Raw genomic sequence first — 18,357 nt, 5'->3', positions numbered from 1 at the left:
AACCCGATGAACCAAACAAGCCAGATGCTGAGAATGATTATTGAGAATGCAGCCGCGGGCAAAATTGACAAGCAGGTTGCTGCCCAGCTGCTCAAAGGATTGAAATCGGAGGGAAAGCGGAACAACTCTGAGGGAATCGCCATTGTTGGCATATCAGCCATGCTTCCATCTGCGGACAATATTGACGAGTTCTGGGACAACATCCGTGATCGCTGTGATTCCATTGCAAATTTTCCGGACTCTCGTCGTCAAAATATTGACGCGTATCTCCAATATGCAGGATATGGAGAGGATATCCAATACAGTGATGGTTCCTATCTGAAAGACATCGACCAATTTGATTACAAGTTATTTCGGATTCCCCCACGGGATGCGGCACTGATGGACCCTTTTCAGAGACTGTTCCTGCGAACAGCCTGGAGTGCTCTCGAAGATGCGGGATATGGTGGGAAAAGTCTGGCTGGCAGCCGGACAGGCGTATACCTGGGATTCGCCAGCAATATTAAGGACAGCTATTTGCGGATGATCCAGGACATTGATATTCAATTAACTTCCGATGCAGCGGTTGGCAATATTGCCGCCATGATGCCTGCACGAATCTCGTATCTTCTGGATTTGAAGGGGCCTTCGATGGTGGTGGACACGGCCTGTTCATCCTCATTGGTTGCTGTGCATCTCGCCTGCCAATCCATTCGGAATGGCGATTGTGATATGGCACTTGCCGGCGGATTACGTGTGAACCTGATGCCACTGGATACGGAATATTACCGCGGGGGGCTTGAAGCATCGGATGGACGAACAAGAGCCTTTGACCATTCCTCGGATGGGGCTGGAATCAGCGAAGGGGTTGCTACGGTATTACTGAAACCGTTGAGCAAAGCGCTCAAGGACAAGGACCAGATCTATGCGGTCATCAAAGGCAGCGCCATTAATCAGGACGGAGCTTCTATTGGGATCACCGCTCCCAATCCGGAGGCCCAGGCTGATGTGATATCCAGAGCGTGGGATCAGGCGGGAATTCACCCCGAGACCTTGTCCTACATTGAGACCCATGGAACGGGTACGAAGCTGGGAGATCCGCTGGAACTTGAAGGTTTGGAGCTTGCTTTTCAGAAGTACACAGATAAAAAGCAATTTTGTCCGATTGGTACTGTGAAATCGAATATGGGTCATCCCTATGAAGCGGCAGGTCTGGTCAGTCTGATCAAGGCGGCACTGGTTATCAAAAACCGTGAAATCCCGCCGTCTCTTCATTTTGACAGACCCAATGGACAGATCGACTTTAAGACATCGCCCGTGTATGTAAACACAAGGCTTCGCAAATGGGAAGGAAAAGAGTCCCCGATGCGCTGTGCGGTCAGCAGTTTCGGTTTTAGCGGAACGAACTGCCATCTGGTGCTGGAAGAAGCACCGGTTGCCACGGACGTTGACTCTTCTTATGCGAAGGAAGGTCTGGTCGTGTTGTCCGCCAAGTCTGAGCCAGCTCTACGGGAACTGGTCGTAACGTATAGCAGAGTTGTGCAGGAAAAACCGCCCGCATGTCATCTGCAGGATCTATGTTATACCGCGAGTGTTGGCAGAGGACACTATAACTTCCGATTGGCTGTAGTGACAGAGAGTCTCACGGATCTGGGACTGAAGCTGCAAGTCTTATCCTTGGCGGAAACGTGGAATGAACCTGAATCCTGGTTCAGCTTCGGGGAGCACAAAATTGTACCTGCCAGCAAATCACAGCTTGAACCTGGTGACATGACGGAAGCGTCACGGAAAAAGCTCGATCGACAGGTAGAGGAGCTTACGCAAGGGGTTACCCTCTCCGAGTGGGATGATGAAGCAGGCGTGTCCAAGCTTGGTTCGTTATACGTACAAGGGGCTGATGTTGATTGGGTGGGATTGTACAAAGGTACTGGTGTGCGTCGGGTTAGTCTGCCCGTGTACCCTTTTGAATCCCATCGCTGCTGGATTGATCTTCCTGACGAACTGGTATCAAGTCGTATCGACAGAGGCGCAGCAGTGTCTGTACAACACACAGAAGATTTTCACTATACGATGCAATGGAGAGAGGCTGGGCGGAAACGTTCAGGCAGCGGGATCGCCGTTTTACCGGGAACGGTATTGTTGGTTGAAGGCAAGCCTGATGCTGGTGATTCTATAGCTCGTGTACTTGAGCGCACTGGCGTGAATATAATCCGGACAGCACTGGGTTCTGCTTATGCAGACTTGAGCGACAATCGGTATACGCTTGGTGACCAGGAAGCGGATTACGATCGTCTCTTCGCAAGCCTTCGGGGCAAGTCGGTGGATCACATCATTCATGTTGGCTGTTCTCTAGATACACCGCAGTCGGGTATTCACAGTCTGAGTGAATTACAGAATAGCCAGCGCCAAGGTGTGTACAGTGTGTATTATCTAGTGCGTGCTCTGATGAGAAGTGACTTTGCCGAGATTGCTGGCATTACCCTGATTGCATTGAACGCCCACAATATTACGGGAGACGAATCTGCTCAGCGGCCAGAACATGCGCCATTCCTGTGTCTAAGCAAGGTATTGAACCGTGAGCATCCGTCCATTTCTTTTCGCTCCATCGACGTAGATGCAGACACTGCCGTAGCTGACTGGATGGAGGAAGCTCTGGAGACAGAAGGTCAGGGGGATTATCTGGTCGCGTACCGTGGTGGACTACGTTACGTTGAAGAATTTACCCGTGTGCAGGTTGCGGAGGATACCCCACTATCTGTACGCCATCAGGGCGTGTACCTGATTACTGGGGGTGGCGGCGGTATTGGTCTGGAGACAGCGCGTTTCCTGGCTTCCAAAGCACCGGTGCGTCTGGCTCTGATCAATCGTACCCCGATACCGGATCGTGTACAGTGGGACAACCTGATGAACCAGCCCGGTCAAGCTAAACTTCGGCGTTTCATTACAGCCGTTACGGAGCTGGAGGCCGCAGGTTCAGAGGTCTCCTGGTACAGTGCGGATGTAGCTGACCGGGAAGCGATGGATCGGGTGATTCGGGATATGCGTACACGTTATGGTGCTATTCATGGCATCATTCATGGGGCGGGTGTCGGAGGAGATCAACTTCTGGTGGATCGGAGTGAAGAACGATTCAGCGAAGTGCTGGCATCCAAAATATACGGTACTTGGAATCTGGATGAACTGACCCACAGTGACGATCTGGATTTCTTTGTGATGTATTCCTCTGTAGCTACGATGTTCAGTGGTGTAACTCAAGCGGACTACGTGGCAGCTAATGCCTACCTGGATGCCTTTGCCGATGAACGTACCTTAAGAGGAAAACGCACTCTCACCGTGAATTGGACAACATGGAAAGAGACGGGCATGTCGGTGGATGCTGGTTTTACCGCAGACACCATCTTCAAAACCGTCCTTACGGCACAGGCCATACGGGGCCTGGAACAGGCCATGAACTCTTCGATCCGCAGGGTGCTAATTGGGCAGCTGAACTTCAGTGGGGGCGGCGTGCGCTTGCTGGATAAAATGCAGGTTCGGCTATCAACAGAACTTAGTGGCAAAGTGGCCGAATATCTGCAAAGTGCTGCTTCCAAAACAAGGTCGACCAAGAAGGCGGGCAGCACTTCAGGTGGTGAAGTGAGATTATCGGGCAAGAGCGAGGGCGGATATACGGCTACTGAACGGCATGTCGCCAGCGTATGCAAAGAAGTTCTGGGATTTGACGAGATCGATATCTATGAGAATTTCTTTGAGCTTGGTGCTGATTCCATTCTGCTGCTGAAAATTCACGCGGGGCTCTCCAAGAGGTATCCTGGCGTTCTTGCAGTGACGGATCTGTTTGAATTTTCGACGATTCATAAGCTGGCTGAATATATTTTCAAGGAAAATGGTGAAGCGGAAGAAAACACTGACACCGTATGGAGCGACGTGGATGCTTCTGCAACCAGCGAACAACAGAGAACACCGGATACTGCGGAGCAAGCAGAGGCGGGTTCCCAAGATCAGCAGCGTTCAGGACAAACTGTGCCTGGACCCTTGTCAGGAGATCTAGCCATTGTAGGGATGGCTTTGAATGTAGCTTCCACAACAGATATATCCGAATTCTGGGAGCATATTCAAGGCAAGGTGGATCACATCCGCCCTCTTCCGGAACGCAGACAACAGGATCTGGACTGGTATTTGCAAAATACAAGGCTGGATCTCCCGGAACTGGAATCCAAAGCGGGAGCTTTTATTGAAGACATTGACTTATTCGATTATTCATTCTTTAAATTATCACCCAAGGAAGCCAGTCTGACAGACCCGAATCAACGTCTCTTCCTGGAGACTGTGTGGAGGGCTATTGAAGATGCGGGTTACGGCGGCGGGAAATTGGCCGGGTCGGATACCGGTGTCTATTTGGGTTATTCAACCAATACAGTCGATATGTATTCACGCTTCATTTATGAGACGGATTTGGGCGCTCTGCCCGATGCCGTGGTGGGTAACACACCATCGATCATTCCTGCCCGCATATCGTATTTGCTGAACTTGAAAGGGCCAAGCATGTTGGTGGATACGGCCTGTTCTTCGTCTCTCACAGCGGTGCATATTGCTTCGCGTGCCCTGTTAAGCGGAGAGTGCAGCATGGCCGCAGTCGGTGGAATCAAAATCTCTACCATGCCGATCACCAAAAAGAACGAAAACATGCTCCAGGGTCTGGAGTCCGGTGATGGAAAGACCCGAGCATTCGATGATGACTCTGATGGTGCCGGGCTTGGTGAGGGCATCGGGGTAGTCATGCTAAAAAGGCTGGAGGATGCCTTGAGGGATGGGGATCAGGTATACGCCGTTCTCAAAGGCACTGCCATGAATCAGGATGGCAGTTCAGCCGGCATTACGGCTCCCAATCCAGCGGCTCAACAGGAAGTCATCACCAAGGCCTGGAAACAGGCGGGTATTCATCCCGAGACCATCACTTACATGGAAACGCACGGCACGGGAACCGCACTGGGTGACCCGATTGAAATCAAAGGCATCCAAAATGCGTTCCGACAATTCACAGACAGACGTCAATTTTGTGCGGTCGGTTCCATTAAAACCAATCTGGGTCATACCTCTGAGGCAGCAGGTATGATCAGTCTGATCAAGGCTGCACTGGCTGTCAGGCATGGCGTGATTCCACCGAATCTTCATTTTAATCGTCCGAACCGGAATATTGATTTTCATGCTTCGCCTGTATATGTGAATACACGATTACGACCGTGGAAGGTGAAGGATGGACCTCGTCGCTGCGGTGTCAGCGCATTCGGTATCAGTGGAACGAATTGCCATGTCATCCTGGAAGAACCACCAGTGCTTGCACCCGTATCTGCACCAGCACGTCCTCATTTGCTGGTATTGTCTGCCCGATCCGAAGATGCCCTTCAGCGGCTGGTTGCCGAGTATGTTCGTCTGCTTGACCGGAACGAGCGATATGCACTCGCAGATATTTGCAGTACAGCAAGCACGGGACGAGGGCATTACCCGTTCCGGTTGTCGCTCATGGGGCGGGATACGGAAGGGCTTCTGAATACGCTTAGACAGTTGGAGAACAAACCGTTCCAATCCATTGCACGACCAGGCGTGGAGTTTGGTGAACATCGGACTGTTCCCAAGAGTAAGAAGGATAAGGCCGCTGGTGAAATGACCGAATCGGAAAAAATGGGTCTGAGTCATTTAATGCGTTCAGCAATCCAGAGCTTTGTACAGGATGGACGCGAGTCGGAGTATTTGTTAAAGCAGGTTGCCCACCTCTATGTTCAGGGAGCAGATGCGGACTGGGAAGAACTGTACGCAGGAGAACATCCTCGTAAAGTCAGCTTGCCTGCGTATCCGTTGGAACGGAAGCGCTGCTGGATCAACATTCCCGAACGTCCACAGCTGCGTGAGGTCTCCATAGAAGAGGCCGCTGCTCCACTGCACTATGCAGCCATGTGGAAAGAAATGAATCGAATAACGATTGGTCAACAGGGTGGCAATACAGAACCGGTTGTGATGTTGATGGATAGAAGTGGCATAGCTTCATCCGTAGCCGGGAAACTGGAAGCGGAAGGTCGGCTTGTGATCAAGGTTTACCGCGGAGATTCCTATACCAATCAAGCCAATGCCGAATTTACCATACGATCATGTGAAGAAGATTATGAACGGTTAATCCGAGCGATAGAGCCTTATAAAATCTCGCAGCTTCTTCATTTCTTTGCACTGGATCAGCATCCGGATGAAGGTACTGTAGGGGAATTGGAAGAATCGCTCGATCGTGGCGTATACAGTCTGTTTTATTTGTCCAAAGCCATGTCCAGGGTTCATTTCAAACGCCCGGTCGACCTAGTACTGGTGACGTCTTGTACACAAAGCGTTACGGGCAGTGAGCTGTACATCCGTCCAGTACACGCACCGATGGTTGGGCTTGGCAAGACCATCTGTCACGAGATGAATCAATTCCGCTGTCGAAGCATTGATATCGATGCCGAGACACCGATGGAGCAATGGCTGCAGGAAATTCGTGACCCGGACACGTTATATCTTGCCGCATACCGGAAGGGGCGGCGATATGTTCAGGAGCTGGGCGAAATCCCGATGTCCTTGCTGCCCGAACGACCGATACACATGCGCGAAGGCGGTGTGTACCTCATCACTGGAGGGACAGGCGGAATTGGACTGGAGACGGCGAGTGCATTATCTTTAGCGCCAGAGAAAATTAAGCTTGTATTGATCAACCGCTCACCGTTTCCAGAACGGGCAACATGGGAAGATGTGCTGTCCTCAGGTGAGGAAACGAAGTTAACCGCTCAGATTCAACGGATCAAAGAGATGGAAGCTCGCGGCGCAGAAGTACATCTGTACAGCGCAGATATTGCTGACCCCATTCAGCTTGCATCGGTGCTCAGCAAGATCAGAAAGGAGCACGGTACGGTGTCTGGTATTATTCACGGCGCTGGTGTGGCTGGAGAAGGGTTCCTGATGAACAAAGACCGTGAAGCCTTTGAACGTGTCATGCGGCCTAAGGTGCTGGGGACATGGAGTCTGGATCAGCTGACACGTGCGGATCAACCGGACTTCTTTGTCATGTTCTCCACGGCTACCACGTTCTTTAGTGAACCTGGACAAGGGGACTATACCGCTGCCAATGCCTATATGGATTCGTTCGCGGCTCATCGCAGGCAAGCAGGTTTGTCCACCCTTGCCGTGAACTGGACAGCGTGGAAGGAAACCGGCATGGCCCGGGATTTTCATGCCAATTCAGATGGCGGATTCAAGGCAATCACGACAGCCAGAGGTATACAGGGGCTGCAAGAAGCCATGCGCAAAGATGTAACCCAGGTTTTGATCGGGGAACTCAACCGGGATGGGATTTATCAGCATGTCTCTGATGACATGCCGCTCATGCTGTTTTCTTCCGATATCAGCGAGGCTATCGAAACCGGACGTAAGGGGAATGCAAGTCATTCACATGAAGAATCGGGCAACATGAAGTTGCTGGGAAGGACGGACGAAGTTTATTCCGTCATTGAGAGCGCCTTAGGCCGATTATGGAGTAGGTCGCTTGGGGTCAATGAACTCAGTATTTATGATGATTTCTATGAGCTGGGCGGAGACTCCATTCTGGGTCTCAAAATTGCCAATGGTCTCACCAAAGAGTTGTCGATTCTCGTGAACACAGCAGAGATCCTGATGTATCCAACCATTGCGGAATCGGCTGCCTATCTGGAGGAGTCTTACGGTCTTTCCATAGGTGAAGATTCCGTGGGAGCACTGCCTGCTCTGACTCGTGTGGAGAACCAACCGTATTACCCAGTCTCTTCTGCACAGAAGAGATTCGTAGTTCTGGACCGGCTGGAGGGTCAAAATACCAATGCAAACATACCAAGAGCCTCCATCATGGAGGGGGATTTTGAGCATGGGGCATTTGAACAAATCATTCGCAAGCTGATTCAACGTCATGAATCCTTCCGGACTTCGTTTGAGATCCTGGACGGTATTCCTTATCAGAAGGTGTGGGATCAGGTCGACTTCAATGTGGGTTACTCGGAGTCCACTCGGGAACAACTCACCGAGAAGCTCCTTGGTTTCGTGAAACCTTTTGAGCTGGATCAGGCGCCGTTATTCCGCTTTGAAGTGGTTAAGCTTGCAGATCGTGTACACGCCGTATTTTTTGATATGCATCATATCATCACGGATGGCATGTCCATGGACATCATTATGCAGGAAATCATTGATCTGTATGAAGGGCGTGAACTGAAACCACTCACCATTCAGTACAAAGATTATGCCGTGTGGCATAATGCCTTGCTCTCCTCTGGTGCTCTGCTCAAACAGGAAGAGTATTGGTTGAACCTGTACAAGGATTCCATTCCACAGCTCAAATTGCCTACCGATTACCCTCGTCCTTTGGCTAATGAATTTGAGGGAGATCAGGTGGTCTTTATCGGCAATGAAGCATTGACTATGGATCTGGATCGCATGGCTGCCAAGACAGGAACAACCTTGTTTATGCTCCTGCTTGCAGCATATAACGTGTTGCTGGCCAAATATGCAGATCAGGAGGATATCGTTGTGGGTTCTCCCATTGCGGGTAGATCTCACGCCGATCTGGAGGATGTCGTTGGTGTTTTTATTAACATCATTACGATTCGTACCAAGCCACAATCCGAGAAAACGTTCCTGGAGCTGCTGGCTGAAGTTAGGGAAGGTGCACTGAAGTCTTATGAGAATCAACAATTTCAGTTCGAGGACCTGGTGCGGAAGCTTAACCTGAACAGAGACAGACACCGCAATCCTTTATTCGATGCGATGTTTGCACTTCAGAATGTAGGTACAGTGGACGTTACCGTGGGCAAATTCACTACGACTCCATATGAGTTTGGAGCTGCGGAAAGCCGTTATGACGTGTATCTCGAAATCATCGAAAAGCATGACAAGCTGCGATTTAATCTGGAGTACCGTACCAAGCTTTTCAAGCGGGAAACGGCGGAGAAGATGCTTAACGATTATGTAGAGCTGCTGCAACAGTTATTGCTTCATCCGCAGCAAAAGCTGGGCGAGATTGAACTGGAAAGCAGCAAGCATATGCTGGTTTCTTACGATTCAGCCGCAGAAGATCTTGATTTTAATTTCTGATCAGGGAGAGCATAGCCTCTCCCCCACAAACAGGAGGAACAGACAATGAAGAAGATCGGGGTAATTGGAGCAGGCGTGATGGGCCGCGGTGTAGCCCAGAGTTTTGCACAGACAGGTCATGAGGTTGTCTTGGTGGATATCAAGGATGAAGTGCTGGAGATCGCTGGAGAAGAGATTTATAACAATATCCGAATGCTGAAGTTATTCAAGAAAGTAGAGGGACTGGAAGACCCGGAGATTATCATGGAGCGCATTCATATGACGACGGAACTGGAGATGCTTCGTGAAGCTGATATTATCGTTGAAAATGTGAATGAACAATGGGACATCAAAAAGGAAGTGTACAGCCGGATCGACCCGATCTGTCATGAGGCATGCATATTTCTGGTGAACACTTCGTGTATCTCGATCACCAAAATTGCAGCGTTAACCAAGCGGCCTGATCGGGTTATTGGTACTCATTTTATGAATCCGGTTCCCCTGAAATCAGCAGTTGAAGTGATCAAGGGGATGCACACATCGGAACATACCATTGAAGAAGTCACCGGACTTCTGTCATCCATCGGTAAAGAGACGATTCTGGTTAACGACTATCCCGGATTTGTCTCGAACCGGATTTCCCATCTGTTTATGAATGAAGCTGCTTTTGTTCTTCAGGATCAGGTGGCTACAGCACGTGAGGTGGATGATATTTTTGTTAAATGTTATGGACACACGATGGGACCACTGGAGACGGCGGACTTAATCGGCTTGGATACCGTTGTGGATTCTCTTGATGTTCTGTATGAGAGCTACCAGGACCCGAAATTCCGTTGTTGTCCTTTGCTGAGAAAGATGGTGCACGCCGGACAGACTGGAAGAAAGTCTGGGGAAGGTTTCTATAGTTACTAATCAACTGCATGAATAGTTCATGGCATGACAAGCTTTGTTGCTTATTCAAAACCATTTTAATGAGGGAAAGGGAGTTATACACATGGAAGAAGTTAAAGGTAGAGTTCGCAAGTTTCTGGGTCGTTTTTTCAAAAAGCATGAGCTTCAGGACGACGAGGATATCTTTGCCCTTGGTTTTGTGAATTCGTTGTTTGCGATGCAGTTGGTTATGTTTCTGGAGAAGGAATTCTCCATTCGTGTTGACAATAAGGATCTGGATTTGCAGAACTTCAAGTCCATTAACGCCATCGTTGAGCTTATTGAGAGCAAGATGGTCAGTTCCTAGGAAGCAGATCCTGTCCCCAGTACAGTGTGAAAAATGTGCATTCATCCGGTCCCATTATAGGAGGTTAACGTGTTGAAAATGGAATTGAGCGAACAGCAGCTCCAATGCAAGCAGGATGCTGCATCATTTACCAATCAATATATCGTCCCGTACGCAGGCTTGCACGATAGAGAAGAACGGCTTCATCCTGAGGTGATCGATTCGCTGAAATCCTCAGGTTATCTGGGTTCCATGATTCCTCGGGAGTATGGAGGCATGGGGCTTGATCCGATATCGGTTGGGGTGCTGAATGAGGAGATCGGAAGAGGATGTTCATCTGTACGAAGTCTGCTCACCGTTCACGGCATGGTAGCCATAGCGATTCAGAAGTTTGGTTCCGAAGATATGCGTTCCTATTGGTTGCCACGTCTGGCCTCGGGTGAAGTCATTGGAGCCTTTGGACTGAGCGAACCGGGAGTTGGCAGTGATGCCAAAAGCATCGAGACTGTAGCCGAATTGGATGGCGAAGGATATCTGCTGAACGGAAAGAAAAAGTGGATCACGATGGGGCAGCTTGCTGACCTATTTCTCATCTTTGCCCAGGTGAATGATAAACCCACCGCGTTCCTGGTGGAACGGAACAATCCTGGATTGAAGACGCAGCCGATAAACGGGATGCTAGGGGTTAAAGGCTCGATGCTGGCGGAGCTGCATCTGGAGAATGGTTATGTTGGCCCGGATCGTATGGTAGGGAGTCCAGGTATCGGCGTTTCCATGGTAGCCTTGCATTGTTTGGATTATGGCCGCTACACCGTAGCTTGGGGCTGTGTTGGACTGGGACAAGCCTGTCTGGATGCTTCACTGAGTTATGCAGGCAGCCGCCGTCAGTTCGGAACTCTTTTGCAGGAAAATCAGTTAATTCAGAAAATGCTGACAGAGATCATTGTGGATGTGAGAGCAGCGCGGCTCTTATGTTATCAATCCGGTTATCTGAAAGAAGTGATGGACCCGGATTCCATTATGGAAACCTGGACGGCTAAATACTATGCGGCAGATATGGTCAACAAGGTAGCGCACCGTGCGGTACAGATTCATGGAGCCAAGGGCTGTAGTGCGGAGTATCCGGTGGAGCGCTACTACCGGGATGCCCGCGTGAATGAGATTATTGAAGGCACAACACAAATGCATGAGATGGTTATTGCTTCATACGCTGCGAGTACCCATGAATCCGTACAAGAGGAGGCTGTTCTGTCATGAAAAAAATTAAATGTGTGATTTGGGATCTGGACCATACCATTTGGAACGGAATTTTGCTGGAGGATGAAGAGGTCACGCTGAAAGAAAATATTGTGGAAGTCATCCGTACGCTGGATGAACGGGGCATTCTGCAATCGGTTGCCAGCCGTAACGATCATGAACTGGCGATGGCCAAATTGGAAGAGTTCGGCTTGCGTGAATATTTCATCTATCCACAAATCAATTGGAATGCCAAATCCCGATCGGTGAAAACCATTGTGGAGTCCATCAATATCGGAATGGATACGATTGCCTTTATCGATGATCAGCCTTTTGAACGTGAGGAAGTATTATTCACTCACCCCGATGTACTCTGTATCGATGCGCTGGCCTATCTTGAATTAACGGATATGGATGAGATGAACCCACGTTTCATTACCGAGGATTCTGCCTTACGCAGAAAGATGTACATGAATGATATTGCTCGCAATGAGAAGGAGGAGGAATTCGAAGGTACTCAGGATGAATTCCTGGCCTCCCTTGGCATGATCTTCACGATCTCTGAAGTGAAGGAAGGGGATCTACAGCGTGCAGAAGAACTGACGGTTAGAACACATCAACTGAATGCCACAGGTTATACCTACTCTTATGAGGAACTCGATCAATTCCGGTACTCTCCACGCCACAAACTGCTGATTGCGGGACTGGAGGACAAATACGGTACGTATGGAAAAATCGGTCTGGCTCTGCTCGAATTAAATGACGAAGTGTGGACGCTTAAACTACTACTGGTTTCCTGCCGCGTCATGTCGAGAGGAGCAGGTACATTGCTGCTGCATCATGTGATGCGTATGGCTAAGGAAGCAAATGTCCGTTTGCAGGCCGAGTTTGTATCAACAGATCGCAATCGTACGATGATGATCACTTACAAATTTGCCGGATTCCGTGAGATTGAGCAGAACGGAGATTTTTATTTGTTTGAGAGTGATCTAAGCATGATTCAGGATCAGCCTGCGTATGTGTCCATGGAAGTTATCGCGTAAACCCAATCTAAGAGGCGAGGTGTTCAATCAATGGAAAAAATAGCATTTCTGTTTCCAGGGCAAGGATCTCAATATATAGGTATGATGAAAAACTTCTATGATCAGTACGAGATTGCAAGACAAACGTATGAAGAAGCCAATCATATTCTGGGTTTTGATCTGGCCAAAATGAGTTTTGAAGGCAGCCTGTTTGATCTGAATAAACCTTCCAATATGCAGCCGGCATTGCTGACAGCAAGTGTTGTTGCCTATCGCGTCTACATGGAGGAGATCGGGATCAACCCGCAATTCTGTGCAGGCCACAGCCTGGGTGAGTATGCAGCTCTAACGTGCTCCGGTGCCATGACATTTGGTGATGCTGTGCGGATCACCAAGCGACGTGGCGAATTGACCGAACTTATCGCAGATGAAGCAGATGGAGCCATGACCATCATTGATGGTGCAGATGAGGATATGATCCGCAGAGCCTGTGAGCAAGTGTCAACCGATACGGCCTGGTCTGCGATCTCCTGTTACAATGCTTCAGGTCAGTATGCCATATCCGGTCATCAGGATTCGATTGAACAAGTTGAATCCATCTTGCTGGATCAAGATGCCCAAACGACCCCGTTGATGATGAGTGCGCCGTTTCATAGCCGTTTGATGGAGCCTGCCGGTGAACAGCTTGGGGTAGAACTTGCCAATTATCGTTTCCATCCATTCAAGTGGCCCGTCGTATCTAATGTGACTGCGACTCCGTACACCGAAGCTGAGCGAATTACGGGACTGCTCCAAAGGCAATTGTCTCAGCCGGTGAAGTGGACACAGACGATGCAATATCTCAAAAAGCATGGTGTCACGCTGACGATTGAACTTGGACCGAAGAATGTCTTGAGCGGACTGGTAGAGCTGGATAAGCTCGGCATGAAATCTTTTGCCTACGGACAAAAAGAGGATCGCAAGGCACTGAAGGAGTTGCTGGATCAGGCTGTTGTATCCAGACCGAGACCAACGGTAGTGACCAAATGTATGGCCGCGGCGGTAGCTACACCGAACCGGAATTGGGATCAGGATGAATATCAAAAAGGAGTTGTTGAGCCCTATAAACGAATTCAACAGCTTCAAGAGGAACTTGAGGCGGCGGATCAGGCACCAACTACGGAGCAGATGAAACTGTCCCTGGAATGGCTGGGTACCATATTCGAAACCAAACAAGTAGAGCAGGAAGAGCGGGATGACTGGTTCCACCAGATCCTGGACGAGACGGGACAGTATTATTTGTGGAGTGACCATAAAGTTCCTACGGCATAAACAAGCACGTGTACACCAATCAACCGGCATGACAGGTGAGATCAACACTTGTTGTGCCGGTTTACTATGTATTCGGGGTGAGATCATGGATATCCATCTACTTAATGTTATGATGTCGAGTGATAAATTTAAGGAAGAACGAACGTATTGGCAGGAACAACTAGATGGCGATATTCATATAGGAACCTTGTTTGAGGGAATTCTGCAACCTTCGATCCAGACCGGGGAACCAAACGTACAGGTTCTTTCCTTATCCTTTCCAGATGAACTGTCCGCAAGATTGATCCGCATGAGCGGGGGATCGAATCTGGCGTTGTATATATTGCTTTTATCGGGATTTCAACATCTGTTGTATCGTTATTACGGACAGCAGAATGTGTTGCTGGGTATACCTTTGACGCCAGAACAAGTCGAGGATTTTCGAAGTTCCCATTTGCTCGCGATTCGTGGAAAAGTTGACGAAGCAGCATCGTTCAGACAATTGGTATTAGATACCAAAGCTGAAGTCATGTCAGCCCGAACGTACTGGCATTTTCCTTACGATAAAATGGCAGAGAAGCTGGGACGACTTCCCGAGGAGTGCGAGTTGAAGACGGTTTTGTATATGAAAGGAATTCATGCGGAGCCTGTTCTGGATGGAGGAACCCATTGTTCACTGGAGTTTGATCGCGTAGATCAACGACTTCACATGACCCTCCGTTATGGTTCAGTCCCCCTTGAAGCCAGCCAACCCGAGCGTTTATGTTCCCACTACATAGGATTGCTGGAACAGACAACAGCCTTACCAGACCAACCCTTATCCATGAGTCAGCTCCTTTCTTCGGAAGAGGAGAATGAAATCATGGAAAGGTGGAACAGAAGTCCACGTTCTTGTCTACCAGAGGAACGATCTGTTTGTACTTTATTTCAAGAACAAGTGAACAGGACACCCAACCAGACTGCGGTTATAGAGGGGGATCGCCAGATTTCGTATCAGTCTCTAGAGGAGCAATCCAATCAACTTGCCCGTCTCTTGATGGCCTCTGGAGTGACTGCCGAAAGTCCAGTACCCGTTATGATGGCAGGTTCCATGGAATTAATCATTACGATCCTGGCGGTATTCAAGGCAGGAGGAACCTATATTCCTCTTCATCCTGAATATCCTCTTGAGCGTATACGCCATATTTTAATGGAATCCGATGCACGTATTTTCCTTACGGGACAGTTGGAATCGGATGTACAACAGGCTCTGGAGGGGATGACATTGGCTATGCCTTCAGGCTCAGGCATAGAAATGATTAAGCTGGATGATGCCCCATGGAGAGCAGAAGATGGAAGTGGTTTAAGTACCGTACCTGATATGAATGGTCTAGCCTACATTCTATATACGTCCGGATCAACGGGTCAGCCCAAAGGGGTCGGAGTAGAGCAACAAAATCTGAGTGCGTACGTGAACGCTTTTCAAGCCGAGTTTCAACTGAATTCAACAGACAAGGTGCTTCAACAAGCCGCGAGCACTTTTGATACCTATATGGAGGAAGTGTTTCCTGCACTAACTGCGGGGGCAACTCTTGTTGTGGTTCAGCGGGAACAACTGCTTGATATTCACGGGCTGGTGCAGTTACTGGACAAGCACAAGGTCACCCTTGTCAGTACTACACCTCACATTCTGAGGGAGCTTAACCGGATGCCCAGTCTTGCAAGTGTTCGCACCTTTATCAGCGGTGGGGATGTGTTGAAGATGGCGGACATTGGACATCTGCTCACCTATACAAATGTATACAATACGTATGGTCCCACCGAGACGACGGTATGTGCGCTTTATGAGAAGCTATCATCAGAGACTGTTGATCCGATTCCGGTAGGTCGCCCCATTCAGGGTTATTTCGTACATATTGGAGATCGGCATGGACGAATGTTACCCGTGGGCGTACCCGGAGAAATATGTATTTCAGGCAAAGGTGTATCCCGAGGGTATGTAGGGTTGCCGGAATTGACGGATCAGAAGTATGCCGAGTCGCCGTTTGTTGAAGGAGAGCGAATGTTCCGCACAGGGGATACGGGGATGTGGACAGCGGAAGGCCGCGTGCTGTTTCTGGGCAGGATGGACAAGCAGGTTAAGATCAGAGGCCATCGGATTGAATTGGCAGAAGTAGAGCGACATCTGAGTCGTTATGGTCCTATTGGTGAATGTGTTGTACTGACGACCGGAGTCGAAGGTGAAAAGGTGCTAACCGCTTATATCGTGGCAGATACGGAGCTGTATGTCATGGATGTTCGCCAATATCTGATGTCTTTGTTGCCCGAATATATGCTGCCTTCAAGATACATTCAGATTTCACATATGCCTCGGACGATCCACGGAAAGATAGATACAAGAGAGCTGTTGAACCAGCGGCAATCCTTACATTTTGGAATGAACTATGCACCGCCCAAAAGTGAGCTGGAACACCAATTGGTACACGTCTGGTGTACATTACTGGAAATGGAACGGATCGGTATTGACGACGACTTCTTTCAGCTTGGAGGGCACTCTCTGCTTGTGATCCGAATGGAGGTTGAACTGGAGAATCTCGGTATTCGGGTCTTGCCTTCCATTTTGTATGACAATCCCACCATAAGGATGCTTGCAGCGGTTCTGAAAGAGAATCCCGAGCTTGCAGATTCAGATGAAAGTGGAAATAACGGGCAGGCATCTGGCGTTGTACAGGTTAACAAGACGTCATCATCTATAGGCATGGAGCATTCATGGGGAGCCCATTCCGATGGGTATCATCCTTTTAACGATGTCTTTTTCAAATTATGTTTCTATAACTCTTTGTTCCCCATTGTACTGCAGCAGAAAAAAAGCATACATTCGTTCTTCATCCATCATGTGGACGAGTATCTATGGTCTGAGAATGAGCAATTTCTTGTGAATGGTTTCGTCTCCTGCCGCAAGGATACAGACATTCTGGACGATCTGGGCATTGGCTATGAAATGGTGAAGTCCAGCGAGGACATTATACAGGATGTCAGTCGAGCGGTTCTCAATTCCAGACCGGTTATTGTCTGGGTTGACGTCTATTACACATCCATACGCAACGATACGTATCTCAAAAAGCATATTCCACATACCTGGCTTGTATACGGCGCTGATCCGATCAACCAGACGTTTACCGTGATGGAACATAAGCATCATGATAACTTGTCCTATGCAGAACGAACCGTCAGTTACCAGGATATGATGGACAGTTATCGTGGCTATATCGATCATTTTAATATGGAAGTACACACCTTCTATACGTTCTACAACAAGCATAATCCGGCGATACATCGAAGAGATTCCAGTCCGGAACAGTTGGAGGCTTACTGGCAGATTTATGTGAATCACATTGATGAGCAACAGGAGCGGGTGGAGAACAGTCTGGCAAGACTGGAGGAGAGTGTGCCGCAGTTTGAGGCCGTTGTTCATGATCAACATCTGGTGTCCTCAATGGCTGAGGATTGGGTCATTTCGCTTCATAAATTGATTAGTGCCAAAAAGGCAGAGGTATACCGTTGTGCCAATCTAACAGGTGCGGATTCCAGAGTGACACATATTCGCGAGCGTATTGTCACGGAGTGGAGCGATATTCGTGCGGTTCTGGCCAAGTACGTGCTTACTTCTTCATATAAACCAACATCGTTTCATAAACTCCCGGAGATGTACAGGAACATAAGTGTACTTGAACGGGAGTATTACGATGAGTTAGCTAAATCGCACATGATGGGGAGGATCTGAATGAGTGAAATCATGACGTTGGAGACTCGAATAATACAGGTCATCGACAAGGTTATGGAGTGTGGAACGGATATTCAGATGGATCAACCCTGGGTGGAACTGGGTACGAATTCGCTCGATTACATTAAAATTGTGGTTGAGATGGAGAAAGAATTCGACATTGAAATAGACGATGACCGATTGACATTTGTGCAAACCGATACGATTGCCGATTTCAGGGACTACCTGGTCAGCCTCATTGAAGGAGATTCGGAACATGAACCGGACTAGACGAATAGGACAGATCTGGTTCCGGCTTTCTATTCAATTACCCGTGGCTGCACTTGTTATTATTGGATTAACCGTAACAGCACTAGTGACGTTAGCCATGCAATTCCATACAACCTCCTATCTGCGCAGTGAGACTGCAAGTGCAAGTGCAGTGGCTGAATCTCTGCAAGGGGAGGACATCAAAGTACACATTATAGCTGAATTTACAGAACAGCCTGCTTCCGGATTTCAGAAGGGCGACTCCTTGATCTGGTACACAGAAGAACAGGGTAAACGTTATGCTGCTCAGATTCTTGACGTTAACCAAGACCCCACATCAGCTACGACTCGCATTACAGCCGAAGGTGTATGGAATGAAGAACTGGGGGAGCGGATGAAGTCATCCCATACAACCGAGATCTCTATTGTTACGGAGGTACAGTCCCAGAGCCAGACCGTACTTGAGAGCTGGATATCTTAGAGGAGGA

The 18,357-nt window shown here is 48.8% G+C and carries 9 protein-coding genes; all 9 read left to right on the top strand.

Annotated elements, in window-relative coordinates; genetic code table 11:
* The first annotated feature begins 6 nt into the window (after positions 1 to 6).
* The 9 genes from ACR32F_RS28130 (at position 7) to ACR32F_RS28090 (ending at position 18,350) form a co-directional block, all read left to right on the top strand.
* Entirely contained in the window at positions 7 to 9,114 is a 9,108-nt protein-coding gene (locus ACR32F_RS28130) for an SDR family NAD(P)-dependent oxidoreductase (RefSeq protein ID WP_440112935.1), read from the top strand.
* 45 nt (positions 9,115 to 9,159) lie between these two features.
* Positions 9,160 to 10,005 (top strand): 3-hydroxyacyl-CoA dehydrogenase family protein, encoded by an 846-nt coding sequence (locus ACR32F_RS28125; protein WP_440112932.1) that lies wholly within the window; start codon positions 9,160 to 9,162, stop codon positions 10,003 to 10,005.
* Positions 10,006 to 10,087: 82 nt separating this feature from the next.
* Positions 10,088 to 10,330 (top strand): acyl carrier protein, encoded by a 243-nt coding sequence (locus tag ACR32F_RS28120; protein WP_036668118.1) that lies wholly within the window; start codon positions 10,088 to 10,090, stop codon positions 10,328 to 10,330.
* Between the two features lie 78 nt (positions 10,331 to 10,408).
* On the top strand, positions 10,409 to 11,566 hold the full coding sequence (locus ACR32F_RS28115; RefSeq protein WP_440120040.1) for an acyl-CoA dehydrogenase family protein: 1,158 nt from the start codon (positions 10,409 to 10,411) through the stop codon (positions 11,564 to 11,566).
* Entirely contained in the window at positions 11,563 to 12,588 is a 1,026-nt protein-coding gene (locus ACR32F_RS28110; RefSeq protein WP_076328853.1) for an HAD-IIIC family phosphatase, read from the top strand. The genes ACR32F_RS28115 and ACR32F_RS28110 overlap by 4 nt, the downstream gene beginning before the upstream one ends.
* A 30-nt stretch (positions 12,589 to 12,618) precedes the next feature.
* A complete protein-coding gene (fabD, locus tag ACR32F_RS28105; protein ID WP_440112927.1) occupies positions 12,619 to 13,878 on the top strand; it encodes an ACP S-malonyltransferase in 1,260 nt (419 codons plus the stop codon).
* Between the two features lie 85 nt (positions 13,879 to 13,963).
* Positions 13,964 to 17,620: an amino acid adenylation domain-containing protein gene (locus ACR32F_RS28100; protein WP_440112924.1), complete on the top strand. Its 3,657-nt coding sequence runs from the start codon at positions 13,964 to 13,966 to the stop codon at positions 17,618 to 17,620.
* Positions 17,621 to 17,890, top strand: coding sequence for a phosphopantetheine-binding protein (locus ACR32F_RS28095; protein ID WP_440112921.1), 270 nt, complete (start codon positions 17,621 to 17,623; stop codon positions 17,888 to 17,890).
* The gene (locus ACR32F_RS28090; protein ID WP_440112919.1) at positions 17,877 to 18,350 is read left to right on the top strand and encodes a hypothetical protein; all 474 of its coding nucleotides are present in this window, start codon (positions 17,877 to 17,879) and stop codon (positions 18,348 to 18,350) included. The genes ACR32F_RS28095 and ACR32F_RS28090 overlap by 14 nt, the downstream gene beginning before the upstream one ends.
* Positions 18,351 to 18,357 lie beyond the last annotated feature (7 nt).

It is taken from the genome of Paenibacillus hebaui, from assembly GCF_051934385.1.
GTDB lineage: Bacteria > Bacillota > Bacilli > Paenibacillales > Paenibacillaceae > Paenibacillus.
The sequence above is the reverse complement of the archived record's forward strand: the minus strand, read 5'-3'. Positions and strand labels throughout refer to the sequence as shown.